Consider the following 20,682-nt stretch of genomic DNA (forward strand, 5'->3'; position numbering starts at 1 on the left):
TCGATCATTCCCAATCCAGTCCTCCACGGCGCCAAACATAAAGGTAGGCAACTAGCAGAGTGGCAACGAAGAGGAGCATCTCTACCAGGAGGAACCAGCCCATCTTGTCGAAGGTGATAGCCCAGGGAAACAGGAAGATGGTCTCAACGTCGAAGATGAGAAACATCATGGCAATGGTGAAGTATTTGAGAGACATGCGACCGCCGTTTTCAGGTCGATCGACTGCATCTACACCACACTCATAAACGTCAAACTTGGATTTGTTGTAACGGTGCGGACCGATAGAAACGGATGCGGCCACCATCGCCAGCACGAACAGTGCTGCAAGAATTACCATTGCCAGAATGGGAATGTAATACGACACGTTGGTTTCCTCTCACACGTGAGCGTTATTAAAAAGTCAAGAAGTTCGTTTATAGGCAGCAGTGCAGTATGTCTGTCTATGTCTCTGATATCTTCGAGGTTTCCCCTATCTCCGGTCGAAGAAGAGCTGCAGCGGCGCGGGGGAGACTAATGGGGTCAACTGGGAGTAAGTAGACGGCGTCGGCTTTACTCCAGGTTGATAGCCAGGCGTCATCACGGCGTTGCAGAAGTACAAGAAGCGGTGGATGATCGTCGATTTCAGCATTGATTTGATAGCTGAGACCCATGCCGCCGAGGGGGGCGGTTTCTCCATCGAGTACACAAAGATCGAGTTCTTTGTTGTGTAGCGCACGGATTAGTGCGGGGCCCGTAGCAAAATCGATGACGTCAACGGCAGGCAGGTCTGGTGCTATAGAGGTGCCGAATGCTGAGTGGACGTCCTCGCGTAGCTGTGGTCTGTCTGAATAAATCGCAATCCGTAATTGCGCATGAGACGGTTCTGTGTGGAGAGTCACAGTATTATCGGACATGTGATTAGCCTACCTAGTTTTGACATTATTTTATGCATCAATAGGTAAAGAGTTTTGGACAAATATGCAGGTTAGGCGACCCTAAGTAGTAATAAATGACATTGTGAGACATCTACCTGAGTTCAGCAGCAATAGAATCTTTTCGATACTCTAAGGGTAATCTTTTTCGCAGTGAGAGGGTGTAAATGAGCACTCAGACCAGGTATGTACTTGTTAACATTGGTCTTTTTCTGGCAGGACTTCTCGCGGGGACAGCTGTCACTGGGTTGCTATTTATCCTCGGTGTGACACTAATTTCGACAGTTTCACATTCAATTATGAATCCCACAGAATGGACTCTTGCTGTCCCACTTATCGGACTTGTTGCCGCTGTTGTAACGACAGGTGGATCCGTTGGCATTATCCGTTCCCGCCATCCGTCAGCGACGCTAGCGTACGGAATGATTGCTGCGGCAGTAATTTTCTTCCTTGTTATCCTGGGATACTACTTCGGGTACGCCCGTTAGCTGTCTCTCTGTATTCTTCTGTATTTGTTAATGAGTTCGTACAAGTGAACTCTTTAACCAACTTTTTGGTTAATTCTGCATCTATATGTGTCTATCGAGTATCTATGAGGAAACCGGTAAAAGGGCGCGAATAGCGGCAGGAAGATCTGCGGGATCATTGACAGTGCTGGCAGCGTGATCCCACTCTGCCGGAGAACCCGTACCCCACGTACACAGAATCGTTTTAATCCCAAAAACCTTGGCTCCCTCCACGTCATGGATGCGGTCACCGACCATCACATAGCGGCGTTGTGGAGCCGCTGGCTCATCTCCAGCACGACGTAGGGCCTCGGCAATAACCTCGTCTTTCGTCTGCCTCGTACGCCCATCGTCATGAGCACCAACTATTTCGGTGAAATAAGAGTGAATCCCTACGTGCTGAAGAGTTTTAGAGGCAACTTTTTCTCTTTTTGAAGTAGCCAAATACAGTTCGTATCCCATGGCGGAAAGCTTATTAAGGGCAGTTTTTATCCCCGTAAAAAGTTCTGGTTTGTCCCACATGCACGTGTCATAGTGGTTGAAGTAGAAGCGTTTTCCCTCTTCTATTTCTGCGGGGCTCCACCCTAGCCGAGCCATTGTTACCTGCATAGGAGGGCCTGCTACAGAAGAAAGAAATTCATCTGAGGGGCGTTCTTTGCCCAATACCTCAGCAGTTAAACATAGGGTGTCCTGCACAGTTGAGAGTGAATCGATAAGAGTCCCATCAAGATCCAAAAGCACAATAGGGGCAGATGTCTGGAAAACAGAAGGTTGAGGATTACTCATATTTTCAGTGTCTCACATTGTATGAAATCAGGAAGAGGAGACCAGGATAGCGATAAGGATAGAAGTAAGGACGATAGGCTATTCGTTGTGGGACGGATGGGAAGGAACCGGCGGAAATGGGAGAGATGACGGATATGACGAATATGCCTGGGGGACAGGGACAGTGCACTGTTCAGGATGTTATGGCGGTTATGGAAGAAGCATATCCACCGGACTTTGCCGAACAGTGGGATCACCCTGGACTGGTGTGTGGTGACCCTACTGCGGTCGTTAAGCACGTCTGCTGCGCGGTGGACCTTACGCCGGCTACTTTGGATGCAGCATTGGCAGAACATGCACAGATGGTTATCACTCACCATCCGGTCCTTTTCGACTCTGTCCATTCCGTGGCTGCTAACACTCCCAAAGGAAAACTTATCCACCGCGCTATCTCTGCAGGGTGCGCACTTTTTTGTGCACATACCAATGCTGATAGCGCAAATCCGGGTGTCAACGATGCCCTCGCAGAAGCACTGGGCCTTACCGTCACCGGACCACTGATCCCACACTCTCCGGGCAATAACGGAGACAAGCATGCTCCTGGTTTAGGACGAATTGGCACTCTTACTAAACCGTTAACACTCCGCGAATTTACCAATGTTGTCGCAGCATCACTTCCCCGCACAGTATGGGGAATACGAGCTGCAGGAGACCCTCAAACACGTATTGAAACCGTTGCGGTATGCGGTGGCTCAGGGGGTAGTTTTCTGGATGTGGTACGAGAAGCCGGGGTAGATTGCTACGTGACGTCTGATCTTCGTCACCATCCCGTTGATGATTTTCTCCAGGCTGGTGGAACGGCAGTCATTGATACTGCGCATGCTGCCAGTGAATATCCGTGGTTGGCCCAGGTGGCTCAGTTACTGCACACGCAACTTGGTATTGACGTTACAGTTCTTCCTATTGTTACAGATCCCTGGACGCTGCATGCTCCATCACAGGATAGCTAACTGCATGCTCCAGATAGTTACGGGATAGCTCATGGGCCGGCTGCGGTAAATGGGGGAGTAGCTAGTACACTAAACACCGGTAAATGAGTCAGCTAGGCTGTCGCGGTTGGGGAAACCTTATAACCTAAGTAGTCCCCGTCGAGGAAAGTCCGGACTCCATAGAGCAGGGTGGTTGCTAACGGCAACCCGGGGTGACCCGCGGGATAGTGCCACAGAAAACAAACCGCCACTTCGGTGGTAAGGGTGAAAAGGTGCGGTAAGAGCGCACCAGTATTGTCGGTGACGGCAGTAGCTTGGTAAACCCCACTCGGAGCAAGATCAAAGGCTTCACGATTGTGAGGCTGCGCGCATGGTTGACGGCTGCTCGCTGAAGTGCGCGGGTGGATCGCTTGAGGTACTCGGCAACGATGTATCCAGATGGATGACGGTCGCCTGTGAGCGGTGCTTGTAGGAACAGAATCCGGCTTATCGGCTGACTCATTTACCTCTCGCTAGAGACCTTTCAAGAGGTAGGGAAACCGTCACCGCGCTTCACAATATTGAGTGATGATGATGCTCAAAGATGAGCATTGTTTGTGTATTCGCCACCGCCGGATTGTTGTTCAACTGGTGGGATACAAAATCGGAAAGCTCAGCCGTGTCACGCATACAGACGTGAATGAGGTAGTCGTCGAGCCCGCCTACAAAATACACATCCTGCACACCATGGAGAGCGGCCATTGTTTTCCCGAAGGTATCCATATCCATGCGAGAACCCGCGTGCAGTCGTACTGCGATCATTGCTTGCAATCCTTGGCCAACAAGCTGTGGGTCAATATCAGCGTAAATACCGCGGATAATACCGTTGTCGGTGAGGGCTTTTACGCGGGCGGACGTAGTGGAAGGTGCTACTCCTACTTCTGCCGCTAAATCTTTATTGGCGATATTCCCGTTTTCTTCAAGAATACGAAGAATCTTGCGGTCGATGTCATCTAACTGATGGGGCTGTATCAGCGAAGATTCCATAGTTTTCATTCCTGGAGTAGAAATATTTTTCGGAATAGTTGCTATATTACCGAATATTATCCAGAATGAGCATAACCCAAGAATCATATTGGGACCCATATACGCAAACAGAATATGGGACATCACAATATTTTTCAGGAGTAATAAAAAATGCGCATTGGCATTCCTAAAGAAGTCAAGAGCAATGAATTCCGCGTCTCCGTTACCCCATCTGGTGTTGCCGAACTTGTACACCGTGGCCACGATGTTGTCGTGGAAAAATCTGCAGGCGTTGGTTCTAGCTTCTCTGACGAGGAGTACATAGAGGCTGGTGCCACTATGGTAGACACTGCCGATGATGTGTGGAAGCAGGGCGATCTTATTGTCAAAGTAAAGGAGCCCATCGCCGAAGAATTCCATCGTATGCGCGCTGATCAGGTACTCTTCACTTATCTTCACCTCGCTGCATGTACTGACTGCTGCGATGCCCTTCTAAAAGCAGGAACAACTTCTATTGCTTACGAAGTTGTGCAAACTCCCGACCATAAACTTCCACTCCTTGCCCCCATGTCCGAGGTAGCTGGCCGTCTCTCCGTCCAGATAGGCGCCCAGTACCTCATGAAACACAATGGTGGAAACGGCAAACTACTGGGCGGGGTAAGTGGTGTGCGCCCTGCTAACGTGGTTGTTCTTGGTGCAGGTACAGCCGGTTCTAACGCCGTTGCTATCGCTGCTGGTATGCGTGCAGACGTCACTGTTTTTGATATCAATATCGCTGCGTTGAAGAGACTCGACGACATCTACCAGGGTCGTGTTCACACAGTAGTATCCAACCGCGCCGAAATTGCGAAGGCGCTAGAAACTGCTGACGTTGTGATCGGTTCTGTCCTTATTCCGGGTAGTTCTACCCCGAAGCTTGTTACTAACGATATGGTTGCTCACATGCAGCCTGGGTCTGTTCTTATTGATATTGCTATAGACCAAGGCGGCTGCTTCGAGGATTCGCACCCCACCACTTACGATGACCCCACTTTCACTGTGCACGACACTGTTTTCTACTGTGTCGCAAACATGCCAGGTGCCGTTCCTAATACTTCTACCTGGGCGCTCTCCAACGCCACGCTTCCCTACATTCTGCAGCTTGCTGATAAAGGATGGGAAAAAGCGGTGGCGGAGAACCCCGCATTAAAGGCCGGCCTCTCCACCCATAAGGGGCAGATTTATTCTGCTCCTGTGGCAGAGGCTCGTGGACTCCCGTTGGCTACATTGGACTAGCTCTCAGCAAGTTCACGTAGACAGTCTCTAACGGGAGGCGTGTTGTGTGATAGAGACGACGCCCGCACCCAAGGGTGCGGGTCTCGTCGTATTTATGGGCTGTATTAGCGGACAGCATCCACAGACGAGTATCTACAGATAGTATTTGTGAGAAGGAGAAAGAATACACCTGCCAAGTGCTGTGTAGTGAGAGATAATGACGCTATGACGGATAGCGACAAAAGTAATGACACAGGCAGCAACAACGATAAGTGGTATGTCAACACGCGTACTGGCGAAATTACACAGGGTATACGGCGTGAATGGGGTACCCGTTTAGGTCCCTATCCATCGGCAGAGGCTGCTTCGCACTGGCGTGATTCTATTGCCCGTCATAATGCAGAAGCAGACGCTGAAGATATGCGTGACCAGCAGTAAACCAAAATATCTGGTCAATTTACCCTATTGATTGATGGTGGCTTCCATGCTAGCCGGAGAGAGGCTACAGGAAAAGAAATAATATTGTTATGTTCTGTTCTCCCAAAAAGGGTTACTCCTGTGAAACTATAGACACCATGAGCGTGTTACGTCTCAGTAGATAGAAACGACGGGAGAAAATATGCGACGGGGCTTGCGTGGCGGGTGGCGTAGGTTAAGCACAAAGTTAGGCATACTGGTGCTGTCAATGGGACTTGTGGCCTCAACGGGTGCCTCTACCGTTACAGTGGCGTCTGCAAAAGACGTGTACAGCATGACGAATCCAGCAATGGGGGAGAAGGATCCTGCATTAAAGGAGTTCTATAAGCAGCGCGTGAAATGGGGGCCATGCCTCGATAATGCGCTACAGGCATCCACCTTCCTCGAGCGGTATAAAACATTCCGTAATTTAGGAAAGATGGAATGCGGTACCGTTACTGTTCCCGTCGTCTACCCAGATGTCATTAAGCAAGATAAAGCATTGGGGAACCCGTGGAAAGTGGAGAAGGGTAAACCTGCGGTAGCGACAATCGCGGTGTCTCGCGTGCGGGCTAAGGGGAAACGCTGGGGAGGCATGCTTATTAACCCCGGTGGCCCCGGTGGCTCAGGACTTAATATGGCAGGGAGTCTGGCGTCGCCCGCTAGTGCTGCCAAAATTCTTGACCATTTCGATCTGGTAGGTTTTGACCCACGTGGAATTGGTTCCTCGGGGCCGAATTTGAAATGTATTTCTAATGAGGACTTTGACCAGAAGCGTACATTTGGCGAGGCCACATTCACACGGCAGGCGGTGGCGTATCAAAACCAGCAAAACCGTGCCTATATGAACGGATGTATAAGGAATGTAGGAGCAACATTCCTGGCCCACATGGGTACTCGTGACGTTGTTCGCGATATGGATGTTATCCGTGCCGCTATTGGTGATGAGAAACTTACCTACATTGGATACTCGTACGGTACATTCCTCGGGTCGCAATATGCAGAGGCATTCCCCAACAAAGTACGCGCCCTTGTTCTTGATGGTGTGGTAGACCCCACTGAGGATAGTGTGGAATCTGCCATTAACCAGGGAAGAGGGTTCCAAAAATCCTTTGATGCATGGGCACAGTGGTGTGTTAAGACAGGAGCTTGCCCTCTTGGAGATAATCCGGCTAAAGCTACGGAGGAGTTCCATAAGCTTGTGTGGCCACTGCAGAAAAAGCCTGCTGGCACTCTTATGAAGGGACGTCTCCTTAGCTGGTCCGACTCTGTCTATGCCGTTATTGGCGCCCTCTATACAGATACTGCCTGGCCCCTTCTGAAATTAGGGTTGCAGCAGCTTAAGCTCAAAGCCGGTGGAGATATTCTCCTTGCCTTGTCTGACTCGTATTATGGGCGTTCTCTTGATGGGGCATACACCAACACACAGGACGTTTTCCAAGCAGTATTGTGCATGGATCATGAAGCAACAGGCCATGCTCGCCAGGTTGATATGACACGTCGCTATGTTAAGGAAATGCGATTTGCTGATCCAGGTGGTGCAGTAGAAGACGCCCCGATCGATCTGTGCTCCATGTGGCCAGCACATCACACTATTAAATCGCATAAATCTACGGCACGAAGCAACGGGAATATTCTTGTCGTGTCCACAACAGGGGATCCTGCTACCCCCTACCAGTCTGGTGTACAGCTAGCTCACGATATGAATGCCCCATTACTTACGTATGTAGGTGAAGGACATTGTGCTGCGCTGCGTGGACATTCGTGTGTAGACCGCTATGTGGGTGACTTCATCGTGCATAAGAAGATCTACAAGGATCATGTCACGTGTAAAGCATCCAAGTGAGCATAGCAAATAACAAGAGTCACAAAATACGGCAACAATGAGCAGAGTTAACACACTGGTAATGCTCATGGAATACCCTCAAAAGTATGAATCGACAGCAAGAATTCGTCCTTCGAGCCCTAGATGAACGAGATATCCATTTCGTTCGTCTTTGGTTCACTGACCTGCTGGGTTATCTGAAATCTGTCGCTATTTCCCCAGCAGAGCTAGAGGGAGCCTTTGAAGAAGGTATCGGTTTCGATGGATCCTCTATTGAGGGTTTCTCCCGTATTACGGAAGCGGACACCATCCTCATGCCCGATCCCTCTAGCTTCCAGATGATGCCCTGGCTGCATGAAGATGAGCGGCAGCATTCTGCCCGCATCTTCTGCGACATTTTTATGCCAGACCTCACACCCTCCTGGGCGGATCCACGCCACGTGCTGCGACAGGTTATGAATAAAGCCTCCGGAATGGGCTTTTCATGCTACGTGCACCCCGAAATTGAATTCTTTGTTCTCAATTCTCTCAATACCCAAGGACAGCGTCCGCAGCCCATTGATAATGGTGGCTATTTTGATCAGGCGTTTCATGATACAGCTCCGCATTATCGGCGCCACGTTATTGAAGCGCTTGAATCCATGGGTATCTCTGTAGAGTTCAGCCATCACGAGACTGCCCCCGGTCAGCAAGAAATAGATTTACGTTTCGCAGATGCACTAAGTATGGCGGACAACATTATGACGTTCCGCTACTTAGTGAAAGAAGTCGCCATCAATGATGGTGTGCGGGCCACTTTTATGCCGAAGCCCTTCACTGACTATGCCGGTTCGGGCATGCACACCCACATGAGTCTTTTCGAAGGCGATACTAATGCTTTTGACGACCCCAACGATCCCATGGGACTGTCTAAAGTCGCACGATCATTCATGGCGGGCATTCTAAAACACGCGAGCGAGATTTCACTTGTCACTAATCAGTGGGTGAACTCCTACAAACGCATTAGTGGAGGTTTTGAGGCTCCTATATCTGCCACGTGGTCTTCCGGTAACCGCTGTACTATGCTGCGGGTTCCACGTTATATGCCGAATAAGTCCAGTTCGCGACGTGTAGAAGTACGGACTCCAGACCCCGGTTGTAACCCCTATCTCGCTTTTGCTGCTATCTTCGCGGCAGGTCTTAAGGGCGTGGAAGAAGGATATGAAATTCCTCCCGAGGCGGAGGAAGATGTCAACCTTATGCATCCGAAAGAGCGTAAGGCAATGGGGTATCCGGATCTTCCGAAGAGTCTGGCATCTGCATTGGCCTGTTTTGAAAGCTCGGAGCTTATGGCAGAAGCATTAGGGGAGCATGTTTTTGAGTTTCTTATCCGTAGTAAACACGAGGAATGGACGCGCTATTCTCGCCACGTCACTCCTTTCGAACTGCGTCACTATCTCTCCCTGTGACTAGCCCCCGAAATACTGGCCGTCGTATTGTTCCCAGTCCTGCCAGGTTGGGAATCTCACGGCCGTCCGCCCAGCAAGAACTTAGTGAGTTAGGGTGGCTAGAGGAAGAGTGCGTGCCCCTCCTCCGCGCACTTTCCGCCAGCCCTGACCCCAATCTGTGTCTTGCTACGTTAGTGCGTCTCCGCGAGGCTATGTGTACTGAACTGGGGGAACAGAGTTGGGAACACTACACTCACGACTTACTTGCTAATACAACCCTATGTAGCCGGCTGATTGCTCTCCTAGGAAGTTCTACCGCGTTGGGGGACCACCTTGTGACGCATCCCGCAGTAGCGCAGCATTTAGATAATCCCATTCCCTCTTTCCCCCATAGCCTCCACTATCTTCTGCACAGTGTAGAGGCATCGCCTGTTGATGACACTGCGTCTACGGATCTTTCTACTACCGGAACATATCGAGCGGGCATCACTGGGCCTGCAGCAGTGGTGAAACTACGGAGTGCCTATCGGGACATTATGTGCCTTATTGCCGCTGTTGATGTTGCCCATGTTGTCGACAATACTGAGCCGCAAATACCGCGACGCGATACATCAGAAAGACTGACAGAAATAGCAGAGGCCGCCTTAACCGCAGCCCTCGCTGTTGCCGTCTCCACGGTTTACCCTGACCCAACCGATGACATGGTGCGTCTTGCAGTTATCGCAATGGGGAAGTGCGGAGCTCGCGAGCTGAATTATATATCTGATGTCGACGTTGTTTTTGTAGCAGAGCCAGCAAATACTAAAGCTGCCCGGCTAGCCGCAGAATTCATGAGTATTAGTACCCACTGTTTCTTTGAAGTGGATGCGGCACTGCGGCCAGAGGGGAAGAAGGGGGATCTCGTTCGGTCCGTGCAATCCCACCAGGCGTACTACAAGCGATGGGCGAAAACGTGGGAATTTCAAGCATTGCTTAAAGCCCGTCCCATGACAGGGGATATGGACCTGGGGCGCACCTATTTTGATGCTATTTATCCGCTGGTATGGACAGCCTGTGAACGTGACCAGTTTGTTGAAGACGTGCAAGAAATGCGGAAACGGGTAGAAAACAATCTTCCCGAGTCCACCGCTACCCGTGAATTAAAACTGGGGCGTGGAGGACTGCGCGATGTGGAATTCGCAGTGCAATTATTGCAGATGGTGCACGGGCGAACGGATGAAAGTTTACGTGTGCGACCCACTGGTGAGGCTCTTGATGCACTGGCGAAGGGGGGATATATCTCCCGAAAAAATGGGACCGAGTTAAACAGAGCGTATGATTTTTTGCGTCTGTTAGAGCATCGTCTGCAACTCCAACATATGCGCCGTACGCACCTTCTTCCCAGTGACGATAATGAGGCAGAATGGCGTTGGTTGGCTCGTTCTGCAGGGTGCCGCCCCATGGGCATTATGGATACGGAGCAGGTTCTTACTGACCGTATTCGTCGTACGAGATCCCGTATCCGGTTGCTTCATGAAAGCCTGTTCTACCGGCCGCTCCTACTAAGTATTGCGGCTGCAGATGCCTCCGCTGTTTCTTTGGATAATGATGCAATGGAACGGCAGCTGGCCGCGTTAGGGTACCGTAACCCCCGCCATGCTATTACGCATTTACGCGCTCTTACCAGCTCTAGTAGCAGGCGTTCCCGTATCCAAGAACTGTTACTTCCCATGATGTTGGAACAACTCAGCCGCACTCCGGATCCAGATATGGGGCTTCTTAACTATCGCCGATTGTCTGAAAAACTTGTTGATAAAACATGGTATTTGCGGCTACTCCGCGACGATGGCGTTGTGCTGGAACGTCTTGCCATTATCTGTGGCACAAGCCGCTATATCCCCGATCTTTTAATGAACGCTCCCGATGTTATCCAAATGTTGTCGGGGCGGCGGCTTGTCGCATCTAGCTCTTCCGATATTGCCTCAGCATTAGAAGCAAGTGCGCGGCGACATCATAATCCAGCTGATGCTATTAATGCGGCGCGATCTTTGCGTCGGGCGGAACTGGCTCGTATTGCCTGTGCTGATGTACTGGGCATGCTTAATGTTGAGGAAGTGTGTGCCGCCCTTTCAACTGTATGGGTGGCGGTATTGAATGCTGGTTTGGCAGTAACTATTCGTGAGCATATTCAGAGTAAGGGGATGACGGAGGAGGATGTGCCGGCACGGATTGCTGTTATTGGGATGGGGCGTTTAGGGGGTAAAGAAATTGGCTATTCATCGGATGCTGATGTGATGTTTGTGTGTGAGCCCACTAGTGCGGCGGAGTCCACGCAAAAGGCATTGCGATGGTCTACAGAGGTTGTTGATAAGCTGCAGAAACTGTTGGAGAAGCCTTCCACAGATCCACCTTTGGAGATTGATGCTGATCTGCGCCCGGAGGGGAAGAAGGGGCCACTTGTGCGTACGTTGGAAAGCTACCGTACGTACTATGAGACGTGGGCTGAGCCGTGGGAATTGCAGGCGTTATTACGTGCTGAGCCGCTGGCTGGGGATATGAAGGTGGGACAAAAGTTTATTGAAATGGTGAATCCACTTCGGTATCCCGAAAAGTTACCGGTGCAGTTTGCGCAGCAGATTCGGCGTATGAAGGTACGTGTGGAAACTGAGCGAATGCCACGTGGGGTGGATCCTAATTTGCACACAAAACTTGGGCGCGGTGGTCTTTCGGATATTGAGTGGACGGTTCAATTACTGCAGCTGCAGCATGCGCATACATATCCTGAGCTACAGGTGACGTCTACGCGGGCGGCTTTAGAAGCGGCTACACAAGCGGGTTTGTTGAGCTTAGATGATGAAGATACGTTGTGGATTGCATGGTCGAGGGCAACGGCTACGCGGAATGCTCTTGCTTTAGCAAGGGGGAAGTCGTTGGACGTTCTTCCTATCCAGGGGGAGATTTTGGCGAGTGTGGCGGCCATTTGTGGGTGGCCGGTGAACTCGGGTGCGGCGTATGTGGAGAATTATTTGAAGTCGACGCGGCGTGCCAGAAAAGTTGTGGAGCGCGTCTTCTGGGAAGAATAACGCGCTCCACAAGGTATAAACAAAGTATGAATATAATCGCATTCATAACTATGCGTTATGAAATTGTGATCTTAAGTGCTCTTTAGTACTTCACGGATACGGGGACTCGGGAAAGAATATTAAGTCCATTGACGTGATCGTGGAAGAGAGTAATGGAGCAGCCTTTTCGGCAGTCTACTTTCTTACCGGGAACAGTGGAACCTTTAAGAGTGACAGTGATCTGCCCCTTGACGACGCCATTCTTCGGGATTTTATTGGTGCCGCCGGGGGAGTTAGTAACCCATAGTTGGTTACCAATGGACTTCCGCTGACCAGTACAGAGCGGAACTTTACCGCTGTATTTATTCTGGCAGAGACCTACGTAGTAGCCAGAGAGTGGATCGAGGCCGCGCATGGTGACCTTGACAACAGAACCGGCGTGAAGATTCTTTGTGGGGGTTGCGGAAATGGTGGGAGCAGCTTGTGCAATGCCTGCGCCAGCAAGTGGCATAAGAACGGCGGCAGCAAGCGTCGCCACGGCCGAAGCTCGGCGTGAAGCATGAGATGTGAAGATCGACACTGTGATGTCCTTTCTGTGGTGACCTCTAACTTCTTCATGTCTTTTGCATGGGAACAAGAAGTTAGAGTCTGATAACAAAAAGATAACTTTTGTGCTGTAAATCAGGTTACCCTAAATATTTAAAATGGACTATTCTAGAGTGCGGATCTGAGGGTAGAAATTATCTGAAGTAGGTATAAAACACGAGGATAAAGTCCCTGTTTGATCTATGAATAAGCAATAAAGCATCTTTGGAGGACTGCAGTGGCCGGCTTTACTCATTCCCGTAGGGGCACATCACTCATTCACTCACATACTTCCCGTTCCCGTCGCCATGCTGTAGTTGCGCTTGCTACTGCAGCTGCCCTGGTTTTCACCGGTTGTACGGATCCTAACGGTGGGGATGGAGCCTCCGCTGAGTTCCCCAAAGCACACGGACCGCGTCACGCTGTTCTCAAGAACAACAATCCAGAAACAGTTGTCCAGAATCCTCGCCAGCATCTTCCCGCCAAAGTGAAATCCTGGGATGGGGAAGACGTCACTATTACCGATACATCTCGCATCATCGGCATTGATCGTCCCGGTACCATCACCCGCACTATTTATTCTCTTGGGCTTGGAAAGAGCATCATCGGGCGAGACAAGACTGCAGATTTCCCAGAAGCAAAGAACATTCCGCTCGTTACCACTAAAGCGCATGTTCTCAATGCTGAGAAGATGATTGCCGCACATCCATCAGTTGTGCTTGTTGACGTCACTGTTGGTCCCGCAGCAGTGTTACGTCAACTGCGTTCCATGGGTATCCCCGTCGTCTATATTTCCCCCGAGCGCTCCATTAAGGGTGTGGGCACCACCATCACTGAAATCGGAAAAGCTCTGGGTATCGATCAAAAAGACATCGATAAAGTTATCGACCACACCAAGAAAGAAATTGACACGGCTACTAAACGTGCACAGGCAATGGCCGATGGACGCCGTATTGCTGTCCTCGTTATTCGCGGAACTAACGTCGCCTTCATTGGTGGCCCCGGCTCTGGCGCTCCTGAACTGGTCGAAGCACTCGGTGGAGTTGATGTCAGTAAGGACGCTGGTCTCACACAGAACTTCACTCCTATGACGCCTGAAGCACTAGCGAAGGCTGCCCCCGATACCGTTATCGTTATGTCGGATGGTATGAAGTCTGCCGGCGGTGTGGATGGTGTTGTCTCCGCACCAGGTGTAGCGCAGACTCCTGCCGGTAAGAATCGTTCCGTAGTCGATATTCTCGACTCCGCACTATTCTCCTTCGGCCCTGGTGAAGGTGCCATTATTGATGCACTAGCCGATGCTCTCTACGGAAAGTCCGCTGAGAAGTGACGAAAAACAGGACAAGACGCTCCATTATTGTCCTTGTCGTTCTTATCCTTCTCACTATTGCGGCGGCTTTAGTAGCATGCGTTGTTGGACAAGTGCACGCCACCCCACATGATGTCACCAATACCATTCTCATGTCCTGGGGTGTGAAGAGCGACGGTACCACCCCCCGTATTGTCACCAGTACGCTTTGGGAAGTCCGTTTCCCCCGCCTTGTCATTGCTCTCGCAGTAGGGGCAGGGCTGGGGTGCGCCGGGGCGTTACTGCAAGGTATTTTCGCTAACCCGTTGGCTGAGCCAAGTATTATTGGTGTTTCCTCGGGTGGTGCAGTGTTTGCCTCCGGCCTACTGGCTATCGCATCTCTGGCCGGCGTAGAACGCAGCTATGGATTCCTTAAATGGGGCACCGCACTTGCTGCATTCATAGGGGCGTTACTGACCACTCTGCTGGTGTATTCACTTTCCCGAGTACAGGGGAAAACCGTTGTCGTTAACCTTATCTTGGTGGGTGTAGCTATTAATGCCATGGCCGGAGGTTTTGTTACCCTTTTCAGTTTTATCGGCGGCACCATGGCTCAGTCCCAAGTGGTGTTTTGGCAGCTTGGTTCACTTGCCGGTGCCGGTTGGAGCTCTGCCGTTATCACGCTCATCATTACCGTCATCGGTATTGTCATAGCGTGTCTGTGCGCCCCAAAGATGGATCTTCTAGCACTGGGCGAGAATCAGGCCAGGCATCTTGGCGTTAATGTTGAGAGGTTCCGCCTATGCGTCATTATTCTGGTGGCGGCTTTAGTAGGTGTGGGCGTAGCGTTTGCCGGCGTCATCGCTTTCGTCGGTTTAATTGTTCCACACGCTATTCGCCTAATTATTGGGCCACAACATAAATGGTTGCTACCAACATCCGCCTTCGGAGGAGCTTTTGTACTACTTGTCGCGGATACGTGCGCACGTACCATTATCAGTACTGCAGAACTTCCCATCGGTATGCTGACCTCCCTTATTGGTGGCCCTATTTTCCTCCTGCTTCTGCGCCGTTATAAGTCTGTGGGAACGGGGTGGCAGTAAATGACTACTGATACTTTTCAGTATGGAGACACTATTCTCACTGCTACGAACGTTTCCTGTGTTCGCTCAAAACGCACTATTTTTTCCGGAGTATCCCTCAACGTCCACTCTGGTGAAGTTATTGCACTTGTTGGCCCCAATGGTGCAGGTAAATCAACACTGCTCAGCGTGTTAGCAGGAGATTTAGCCACAGCAGAAGGAACAATCACCGTCCTTGGCGATAGCCTTAAGAAACTTTCCATACACGATTTAGCACAACGGCGTGCCGTTCTTACCCAAAGCAACCATGTAGGCTTCGACTTCACCGTTAGTGAAGTCATCGAAATGGGAAGAGCCCCCTGGGTTCGTACACCACAAGCAGATAAGGATAAAGAGGCTATTGCCGAAGCGGTTCAGGCAATGGATGTAGAGGCGTTCCTCCCTCAACTTTTTAATGAACTGTCTGGCGGTGAGCGAGCTCGAGTGTCACTAGCGCGTGTACTCGCGCAACAAACACCTATCCTTATGCTTGATGAACCGACTGCCGCACTGGATATTCAGCACCAGGAGCGACTTATGCATGTCGTCCGGGAACGTGCCGCCGACGGTGTTGGCGTAGTAGTTGTTCTTCACGATTTAGGGCTAGCTGCCGCCTATGCGGATACTGTTGTTATCCTGGCAGACGGTGGAGTAGTGGCACAGGGAACCCCACGGGATGTTCTTACTGCAGATCGACTAAGCACGGTCTATAACATCCCGGTACGTGTTATGGACGATGGAGCAGGATCCCTCCAGGTTATTCCTGACCGCTCCCACTATCACGCCTAAGCACACTACTGTCCAGCTCTGCCAGTTTAATTTTGCCAGCTTATTTTGCTGACTTGGCTCTGTTAGCTTACTGTGCCGGTTTATTGTGCTGAGTTGCTTTCCACCAGATTATTTGTCGTTACGGCGGCGAGCCCCGAAAACACACATAATGGCGAAAATGGCAGTCCATGCCACTATATTTCCGATCGCCCACCAAATATTTTCGGTGGTTACCGCCGAGCCGTCATAGAAGTGGAAGACACCCTCATTGAGAGGCCAACGCGCTAGTGTGGCAGCCCCATAGAGAGGAGTGAAACGAGAAATCTTCAGGAGTACACCCTGCAGCGGTGCAAAAAGATTACCGAAAAATGCCATAACGCTCAGTAAACTAATGGCCATTCCGTTAGCGGCTTCATTGCGGAGGAGCAACGCGGTGCCTAACCCGTAGAGAGAAAACGGCAGCGCTACCAGTAAGCATAGGAAGAATGTTCCTGCCCAGCATCCTGCCCCTATAAGATCAGCACCACATGCTGCACCAACGATAAAAAGAAGCCCAATGGGAAGCACTGTAATAAGAACAGCAGAGCATATTTTGGCGATGAAATATCCGGGGGTACGCAAGGCCGTCAAACTGAGTTGACGCCCCCAACCAGACGATATTTCTATAGCGGTAGCACCCGACACGCTGGTGGTAGCAGTAGCTGCCGCATAAATAGCCATAGAAACCATCACGTAAGCAGTGCCATTCCCATGGCCAGCGGAATAATCCGTCTTCATACCGTCCATTAAGCCGAACATAAGGAAAAGGACAACGGGAAGAAACAGCACAAACACCGTTGTTCGCCACATGCGTAGAGTGCGTACGAAATCCGCCCAGAGATAGCGGAAGAAGACACGCGGTGGGGTGAGCGTGGTAGTTGCCGTCACAGAAGAATGTTGTACAGAAGAATGCTGTACAGGGGAGTCAACAAGGGGAGTACTATCAGCGTGCACGGTAGAAGATGCAGCGGCGGATTGACGCGAACGGTGGGTAGAGCGTTGAGAACGTCTGGTCATTGTGCGCTCTCCTTACCAGAGTCGACAGTAACAGCAGTATCAGCAGTAGCGCCAGAACTGTCCGCTGGCGTATCGCCAATACCGTATTCAAAGAACAAGTCCTCGACGGAACTAGTGGCTATGGTGATATCGCGAATACAACCCCGACGTAGCAGCTCCAGTGCCAGCGCGTCAGTATCAGCGCATGTGAAGGTGACTAACTGATCGTGCGGATCGGGCGAGGTAGCGTGCGAATCCGCGGTGGCAGCATCTGTGTTGTCGACAGTATCGATGGTGGTAGTGCTGGTGGTGCCGTCGCGATCCGCCGAGTAAGTAACTGCGGTGGGGGGAAGACCAAGACCAGCAGCGACCTCAATAGGTGATGTAGTACTGCACCATGTACCCGTTAAATGCCGCGTGGAGGAGGAGAGAAGATCCGTGGTGGCCCCATCGAGCACTATTCTCCCAGAGCGGATAAGAACGAGGCGATCCGCGAAATCATCCGCTTCTTGCAGATAATGAGTAGCGAAGATAACAGTGTGGCCACGCTGGGCTTCACCACGCATCGTTTCCCAAAAATCGCGCCGGGCGGCAGCATCGAGTCCTGCAGTGGGCTCGTCCAGAATGAGAATATCGGGGTCGGAAAGGAGCGCGAGGGCGAATCGCAGTCGCTGTACTTGCCCACCCGAGCATTTGCCAACCTTGCGGTCAGCGAAATCGCTAAGACCAGCACGTTCAATGACTTGTGGAATGGGGAGATGGTCAACGTGGCACTTGGCGACAAACGCCAAAGTATCGCGCACGCTAAGGTCTTTCAGTAACCCGCCACTTTGCAGCATTGCTCCAATACGGCCAGAGTGAGCAGTCTCGGCAGGAACACCACCCAGCACAGTAATAGAACCACTATCTGGCGTAGTAAAGCCCAATATCATATCCAGCAGAGTAGTTTTGCCAGCACCATTATGACCTAGAAGCGCAATGACTTCACCGGGGTGAATAGTGAGACTGACATTATCAACGGCAGTAATGTCATCAAAGCGTTTGGTCACGCCAGAAACAGAAATGGCAGCGCCAGTAGCGCCCATACTAACCATGACCCCTATGTTACCCTATACGTGCTGATATATCTACTATTTTTGACAATGATCCCGGTTTCCGTGTGTAAGAAACCGGGACCATCATCACAATTATTCTGGTTATTCTGTTATAGATGTTGTGTGAAAGAGCGGCGCTCCATAGTGTGCGGTGTTACCTAGCACGTATTGTTTAGCAGTCGTAGTAGAGTTCAAACTCGACGGGGGTGGGGCGTAGGCGTGCAGCATTAAGCTCCACATCCCGCTTGTAGTTGATCCAGGTGGAGATGAGATCCTCAGTGAAGACGTCGCCTTCGGTGAGGAAGTCATGATCCTCTTCAAGAGCATCGAGAGCTTCATCAAGGGTGGCGGGTGTCTGCGGAATGTTCTTCGCTTCCTCAGGAGGTAGCTCGTAGAGGTCCTTGTCGATGGGGGCCATTGGCTCAATACGGTTCTTGATACCATCCAGGCCAGCCATCAGCATGGCACTAAAAGCCAAGTAGGGGTTGGAGGAGGGGTCCGGGCAGCGGAATTCAATACGCTTCGCCTTGGGGTTATTACCCGTTAGCGGAATACGAACGCAGGCAGAGCGATTGCCCTGCGAGTAAGCCAGGTTGACGGGGGCTTCGTAGCCCTTCACCAGGCGTTTGTAGGAGTTAATAGTGGGGTTGGTGAAAGCCAATACTGCGGCGGCATGTTCGAGGATACCGCCAATGAAGTAGCGTGCCAGATCGGAGAGGCCACCGTAACCATTCTCATCGTAGAAGAGGGGCGCACCGTCTTTCCACAGGGACATGTGGGCGTGCATGCCGGAGCCATTATCGCCATAGAGCGGCTTTGGCATGAAGGTGGCGGTGAGGCCGTTCATCCACGCGGTGTTCTTAATAATGTACTTGAAAAGCTGAACATCGTCCGCGGCGTGAAGGAGAGTGTTGAAACGGTAGTTAATCTCCATCTGGCCACCATTGCCAACCTCATGGTGGGCGCGTTCCAGAGTAAAACCAGAAGCGCGCAGGTAGTGACACATCTCGTCGCGGAGGTCTTGGTAGTGATCGTAAGGAGCAACAGGGAAGTAGCCGCCCTTAATACGGGTCTTGTATCCGCGGTTGGGAGTACCATCCACGTCTAGTTCTTTACCGCGGTTCCACCATCCTTCTTCGGAATCAATCTCGTAGAAGGACGTATTCATCTCGGTAGCGTAGCGAATGCTGTTGAATACGTAGAATTCTGCCTCTGCACCGAAGTAGCAGGTGTCGGCAATGCCAGTGGAGACCAGGTATTCTTCAGCCTTGCGGGCAATATTGCGGGGGTCGCGGCTGTAGGGCTCGCGGGTACGCGGGTTGTGGACGAAGAATTCTACGTTGAGGGTTTTTACTTTGCGGAAAGGATCGATACGTGCGCGGGAGAGATCCGGGAGTAGTGACATATCGGACTCGTCAATGGTGGCAAAACCGCGAATGGAGGAGCCGTCAAAAGCGAGTCCTTCTTCCATGGCGTCTACAGTGAAGTCGGCAGCGTCAATAGTGAAGTGCTGCTCCATACCGGGGAGATCGGTAAATCGGATGTCGACAAGCTCGACTTCTTCAGCTTTGATGTAATCGACTACTTCTTGAGGACTGGTAAATCCCACGGTGATTCTCCTTGATTGAGACCGTTTTATCCGGTGATGTCTTCACTCTAGAGGAATGGTGTTGCTTAGGAGTCAAGATCGTGTTTCCGACGTGTTACACGATGGCTTTTTCCGTTAACAACATGTGTTAAGCAACGATGGTTGTCTAAATATGAACTTATAGGGGTGGCTTTAATATTTAACGATGCGTACGCCGCCGCGCTGAACGCTGTACGTTACGCATTTTTGCACCATTAGGAACAGGGCCTTTCGGAATACCCATCACGCCGGATTTAGCGGCAAGAGAATCGAGGCGGTGTTGTATGAAATCCACCTTATCGCGGTCAATGTTTTTCGGGAGATGCTTAATGGTGCGTTCAAGCTTTTTCATCTCCACTTCGTCATCCCCATGCCCAACATAGATTTCATAGATAGGAGTATCGCCAACAACGCGGGCAAGTTTACGTTTTTCACTCTGCATAAGGCTACGTAAACGAGAATGGTTGCCCTCACCCACCAAAATGATGCCAGGACGGCCCACTACTCGATGAACAACATCCAAGTTGGTGTTACCGGCAACCGTCTGCTGCACACGCCAGGTCCCCTTTAATTGAGACAGCACCCACCCCGCCATACCAGGCTGGCCATCGGCTTTGGCGTAGAGAGTATTGGTCATGCGGCGAGTAAAGATTGCCATGTCAATAACAAGGGCCAGAAGAATTGCCGCAATCATCATGAAGAGCCACGTCACCCACGAGCCATTCATGCAGAAGTACGTAATAAGAATAATAGCGACCAGCACTACCAGCAGGACCGCAATCATAATGGGGAGCAGCTTCTTATCTTCTTTACGCTGCACGTTAAAGGCAGTCCACACCTGCTTCAGTGTTGCCTGACGGGACTTACGCTTAGCTTGGCGAGCTTCTTTGCGTTCTTCCCGTGTCATTTCGGCTAATGATTTTTCCTTCTTCGCCATTACTCTCCCTTGAGATAGTGCGGTGCAGTTCTATTCATAGTGCCATTT

The 20,682-nt window shown here is 51.0% G+C and carries 19 protein-coding genes and 1 other RNA gene; 11 read left to right on the top strand and 9 right to left on the bottom strand.

All coding sequences use genetic code 11. The annotated features are described in order from the left end of the window. Positions 1-4: 4 nt before the first annotated feature. Positions 5-364 (bottom strand): NADH-quinone oxidoreductase subunit A, encoded by a 360-nt coding sequence (locus tag QZV76_RS03275; RefSeq protein ID WP_290598360.1) that lies wholly within the window; start codon positions 362-364, stop codon positions 5-7. Between the two features lie 76 nt (positions 365-440). Next, on the bottom strand, positions 441-893 hold the full coding sequence (locus QZV76_RS03280) for a response regulator (protein WP_290598361.1): 453 nt from the start codon (positions 891-893) through the stop codon (positions 441-443). A 185-nt stretch (positions 894-1,078) separates the two neighbouring features. Here QZV76_RS03280 and QZV76_RS03285 point away from each other — a divergent pair, with 185 nt between their 5' ends. Next, positions 1,079-1,399: a hypothetical protein gene (locus QZV76_RS03285; RefSeq protein WP_290598362.1), complete on the top strand. Its 321-nt coding sequence runs from the start codon at positions 1,079-1,081 to the stop codon at positions 1,397-1,399. Positions 1,400-1,501: 102 nt separating this feature from the next. Here the strand turns inward: QZV76_RS03285 and QZV76_RS03290 are convergent, their stop codons facing one another. Beyond that, positions 1,502-2,203, bottom strand: coding sequence for an HAD hydrolase-like protein (locus QZV76_RS03290; RefSeq protein ID WP_290598363.1), 702 nt, complete (start codon positions 2,201-2,203; stop codon positions 1,502-1,504). A 116-nt stretch (positions 2,204-2,319) separates the two neighbouring features. Between QZV76_RS03290 and QZV76_RS03295 the strand changes: the two genes are divergently transcribed. Both QZV76_RS03295 and rnpB read left to right on the top strand, forming a co-directional pair. Continuing rightward, positions 2,320-3,192, top strand: a complete 873-nt coding sequence (locus tag QZV76_RS03295) for a Nif3-like dinuclear metal center hexameric protein (RefSeq protein WP_290598364.1) — start codon at positions 2,320-2,322, stop codon at positions 3,190-3,192. A gap of 84 nt (positions 3,193-3,276) precedes the next feature. Next, an RNA gene (rnpB, locus tag QZV76_RS03300) (RNase P RNA component class A) lies at positions 3,277-3,676 on the top strand. Positions 3,677-3,723: 47 nt separating this feature from the next. Here rnpB and QZV76_RS03305 read toward each other — a convergent pair. Next, positions 3,724-4,197: an Lrp/AsnC family transcriptional regulator gene (locus QZV76_RS03305; RefSeq protein ID WP_290598365.1), complete on the bottom strand. Its 474-nt coding sequence runs from the start codon at positions 4,195-4,197 to the stop codon at positions 3,724-3,726. 150 nt (positions 4,198-4,347) lie between these two features. On the opposite strand from QZV76_RS03305, the gene ald reads away from it, so the two are divergent. From ald to QZV76_RS03330, 5 genes are all read left to right on the top strand, one after another. After that, positions 4,348-5,451, top strand: coding sequence for an alanine dehydrogenase (gene ald, locus QZV76_RS03310; protein ID WP_290598366.1), 1,104 nt, complete (start codon positions 4,348-4,350; stop codon positions 5,449-5,451). Between the two features lie 186 nt (positions 5,452-5,637). Beyond that, positions 5,638-5,868, top strand: a complete 231-nt coding sequence (locus tag QZV76_RS03315; RefSeq protein ID WP_290598367.1) for a hypothetical protein — start codon at positions 5,638-5,640, stop codon at positions 5,866-5,868. 247 nt (positions 5,869-6,115) lie between these two features. Beyond that, the gene (locus tag QZV76_RS03320) at positions 6,116-7,732 is read left to right on the top strand and encodes an alpha/beta hydrolase (RefSeq protein WP_290598368.1); all 1,617 of its coding nucleotides are present in this window, start codon (positions 6,116-6,118) and stop codon (positions 7,730-7,732) included. 86 nt (positions 7,733-7,818) lie between these two features. Then, positions 7,819-9,159, top strand: a complete 1,341-nt coding sequence (gene glnA, locus QZV76_RS03325) for a type I glutamate--ammonia ligase (RefSeq protein ID WP_290598369.1) — start codon at positions 7,819-7,821, stop codon at positions 9,157-9,159. Further along, the gene (locus tag QZV76_RS03330) at positions 9,099-12,200 is read left to right on the top strand and encodes a bifunctional [glutamine synthetase] adenylyltransferase/[glutamine synthetase]-adenylyl-L-tyrosine phosphorylase (RefSeq protein ID WP_290598370.1); all 3,102 of its coding nucleotides are present in this window, start codon (positions 9,099-9,101) and stop codon (positions 12,198-12,200) included. The genes glnA (QZV76_RS03325) and QZV76_RS03330 overlap by 61 nt, the downstream gene beginning before the upstream one ends. An 82-nt stretch (positions 12,201-12,282) precedes the next feature. On the opposite strand, the gene QZV76_RS03335 is transcribed toward QZV76_RS03330, so the two are convergent. Beyond that, entirely contained in the window at positions 12,283-12,759 is a 477-nt protein-coding gene (locus tag QZV76_RS03335; RefSeq protein ID WP_290598371.1) for a hypothetical protein, read from the bottom strand. A 243-nt stretch (positions 12,760-13,002) separates the two neighbouring features. Between QZV76_RS03335 and QZV76_RS03340 the strand changes: the two genes are divergently transcribed. From QZV76_RS03340 to QZV76_RS03350, 3 genes are read left to right on the top strand one after another with little or no spacing between them, the layout of a single operon-like run. Continuing rightward, complete coding sequence (locus QZV76_RS03340) at positions 13,003-14,094, top strand: ABC transporter substrate-binding protein (RefSeq protein ID WP_290598372.1); 1,092 nt, start codon at positions 13,003-13,005, stop codon at positions 14,092-14,094. Continuing rightward, positions 14,091-15,155: an iron ABC transporter permease gene (locus QZV76_RS03345; RefSeq protein WP_290598373.1), complete on the top strand. Its 1,065-nt coding sequence runs from the start codon at positions 14,091-14,093 to the stop codon at positions 15,153-15,155. The genes QZV76_RS03340 and QZV76_RS03345 overlap by 4 nt, the downstream gene beginning before the upstream one ends. After that, positions 15,156-15,962, top strand: coding sequence for a heme ABC transporter ATP-binding protein (locus QZV76_RS03350; RefSeq protein WP_290598374.1), 807 nt, complete (start codon positions 15,156-15,158; stop codon positions 15,960-15,962). A 108-nt stretch (positions 15,963-16,070) separates the two neighbouring features. Here QZV76_RS03350 and QZV76_RS03355 read toward each other — a convergent pair whose 3' ends face one another. From QZV76_RS03355 to QZV76_RS03370, 4 genes are all read right to left on the bottom strand, one after another. Continuing rightward, positions 16,071-16,997 (bottom strand): ABC transporter permease, encoded by a 927-nt coding sequence (locus QZV76_RS03355; RefSeq protein ID WP_290598375.1) that lies wholly within the window; start codon positions 16,995-16,997, stop codon positions 16,071-16,073. Then, the gene (locus QZV76_RS03360; RefSeq protein ID WP_290598376.1) at positions 16,994-18,070 is read right to left on the bottom strand and encodes an ABC transporter ATP-binding protein; all 1,077 of its coding nucleotides are present in this window, start codon (positions 18,068-18,070) and stop codon (positions 16,994-16,996) included. The genes QZV76_RS03355 and QZV76_RS03360 overlap by 4 nt, the downstream gene beginning before the upstream one ends. 172 nt (positions 18,071-18,242) lie before the next feature. Then, positions 18,243-19,679, bottom strand: a complete 1,437-nt coding sequence (glnA, locus tag QZV76_RS03365) for a type I glutamate--ammonia ligase (RefSeq protein ID WP_290598377.1) — start codon at positions 19,677-19,679, stop codon at positions 18,243-18,245. Positions 19,680-19,857: 178 nt separating this feature from the next. Further along, entirely contained in the window at positions 19,858-20,634 is a 777-nt protein-coding gene (locus QZV76_RS03370; RefSeq protein ID WP_290598378.1) for a DUF4191 domain-containing protein, read from the bottom strand. Positions 20,635-20,682: the final 48 nt, after the last annotated feature.

The organism is Lawsonella sp., from assembly GCF_011525565.1.
GTDB classification, from domain to species: domain Bacteria; phylum Actinomycetota; class Actinomycetes; order Mycobacteriales; family Mycobacteriaceae; genus Lawsonella; species Lawsonella clevelandensis_A.

What these genes read in the sequence shown, in the direction of transcription:
- QZV76_RS03280 (WP_290598361.1), bottom strand. Translation starts at nt 893, where the DNA reads ATGTCCGATAATACTGTGACTCTCCACACAGAACCGTCTCATGCGCAA.
- QZV76_RS03285 (WP_290598362.1), top strand. Translation starts at nt 1,079, where the DNA reads ATGAGCACTCAGACCAGGTATGTACTTGTTAACATTGGTCTTTTTCTG.
- QZV76_RS03290 (WP_290598363.1), bottom strand. Translation starts at nt 2,203, where the DNA reads ATGAGTAATCCTCAACCTTCTGTTTTCCAGACATCTGCCCCTATTGTG.
- QZV76_RS03295 (WP_290598364.1), top strand. Translation starts at nt 2,320, where the DNA reads ATGGGAGAGATGACGGATATGACGAATATGCCTGGGGGACAGGGACAG.
- QZV76_RS03305 (WP_290598365.1), bottom strand. Translation starts at nt 4,197, where the DNA reads ATGGAATCTTCGCTGATACAGCCCCATCAGTTAGATGACATCGACCGC.
- ald (WP_290598366.1), top strand. Translation starts at nt 4,348, where the DNA reads ATGCGCATTGGCATTCCTAAAGAAGTCAAGAGCAATGAATTCCGCGTC.
- QZV76_RS03320 (WP_290598368.1), top strand. Translation starts at nt 6,116, where the DNA reads ATGGGACTTGTGGCCTCAACGGGTGCCTCTACCGTTACAGTGGCGTCT.
- glnA (WP_290598369.1), top strand. Translation starts at nt 7,819, where the DNA reads ATGAATCGACAGCAAGAATTCGTCCTTCGAGCCCTAGATGAACGAGAT.
- QZV76_RS03330 (WP_290598370.1), top strand. Translation starts at nt 9,099, where the DNA reads ATGGACGCGCTATTCTCGCCACGTCACTCCTTTCGAACTGCGTCACTA.
- QZV76_RS03350 (WP_290598374.1), top strand. Translation starts at nt 15,156, where the DNA reads ATGACTACTGATACTTTTCAGTATGGAGACACTATTCTCACTGCTACG.
- QZV76_RS03355 (WP_290598375.1), bottom strand. Translation starts at nt 16,997, where the DNA reads ATGACCAGACGTTCTCAACGCTCTACCCACCGTTCGCGTCAATCCGCC.
- QZV76_RS03360 (WP_290598376.1), bottom strand. Translation starts at nt 18,070, where the DNA reads ATGGTTAGTATGGGCGCTACTGGCGCTGCCATTTCTGTTTCTGGCGTG.
- QZV76_RS03370 (WP_290598378.1), bottom strand. Translation starts at nt 20,634, where the DNA reads ATGGCGAAGAAGGAAAAATCATTAGCCGAAATGACACGGGAAGAACGC.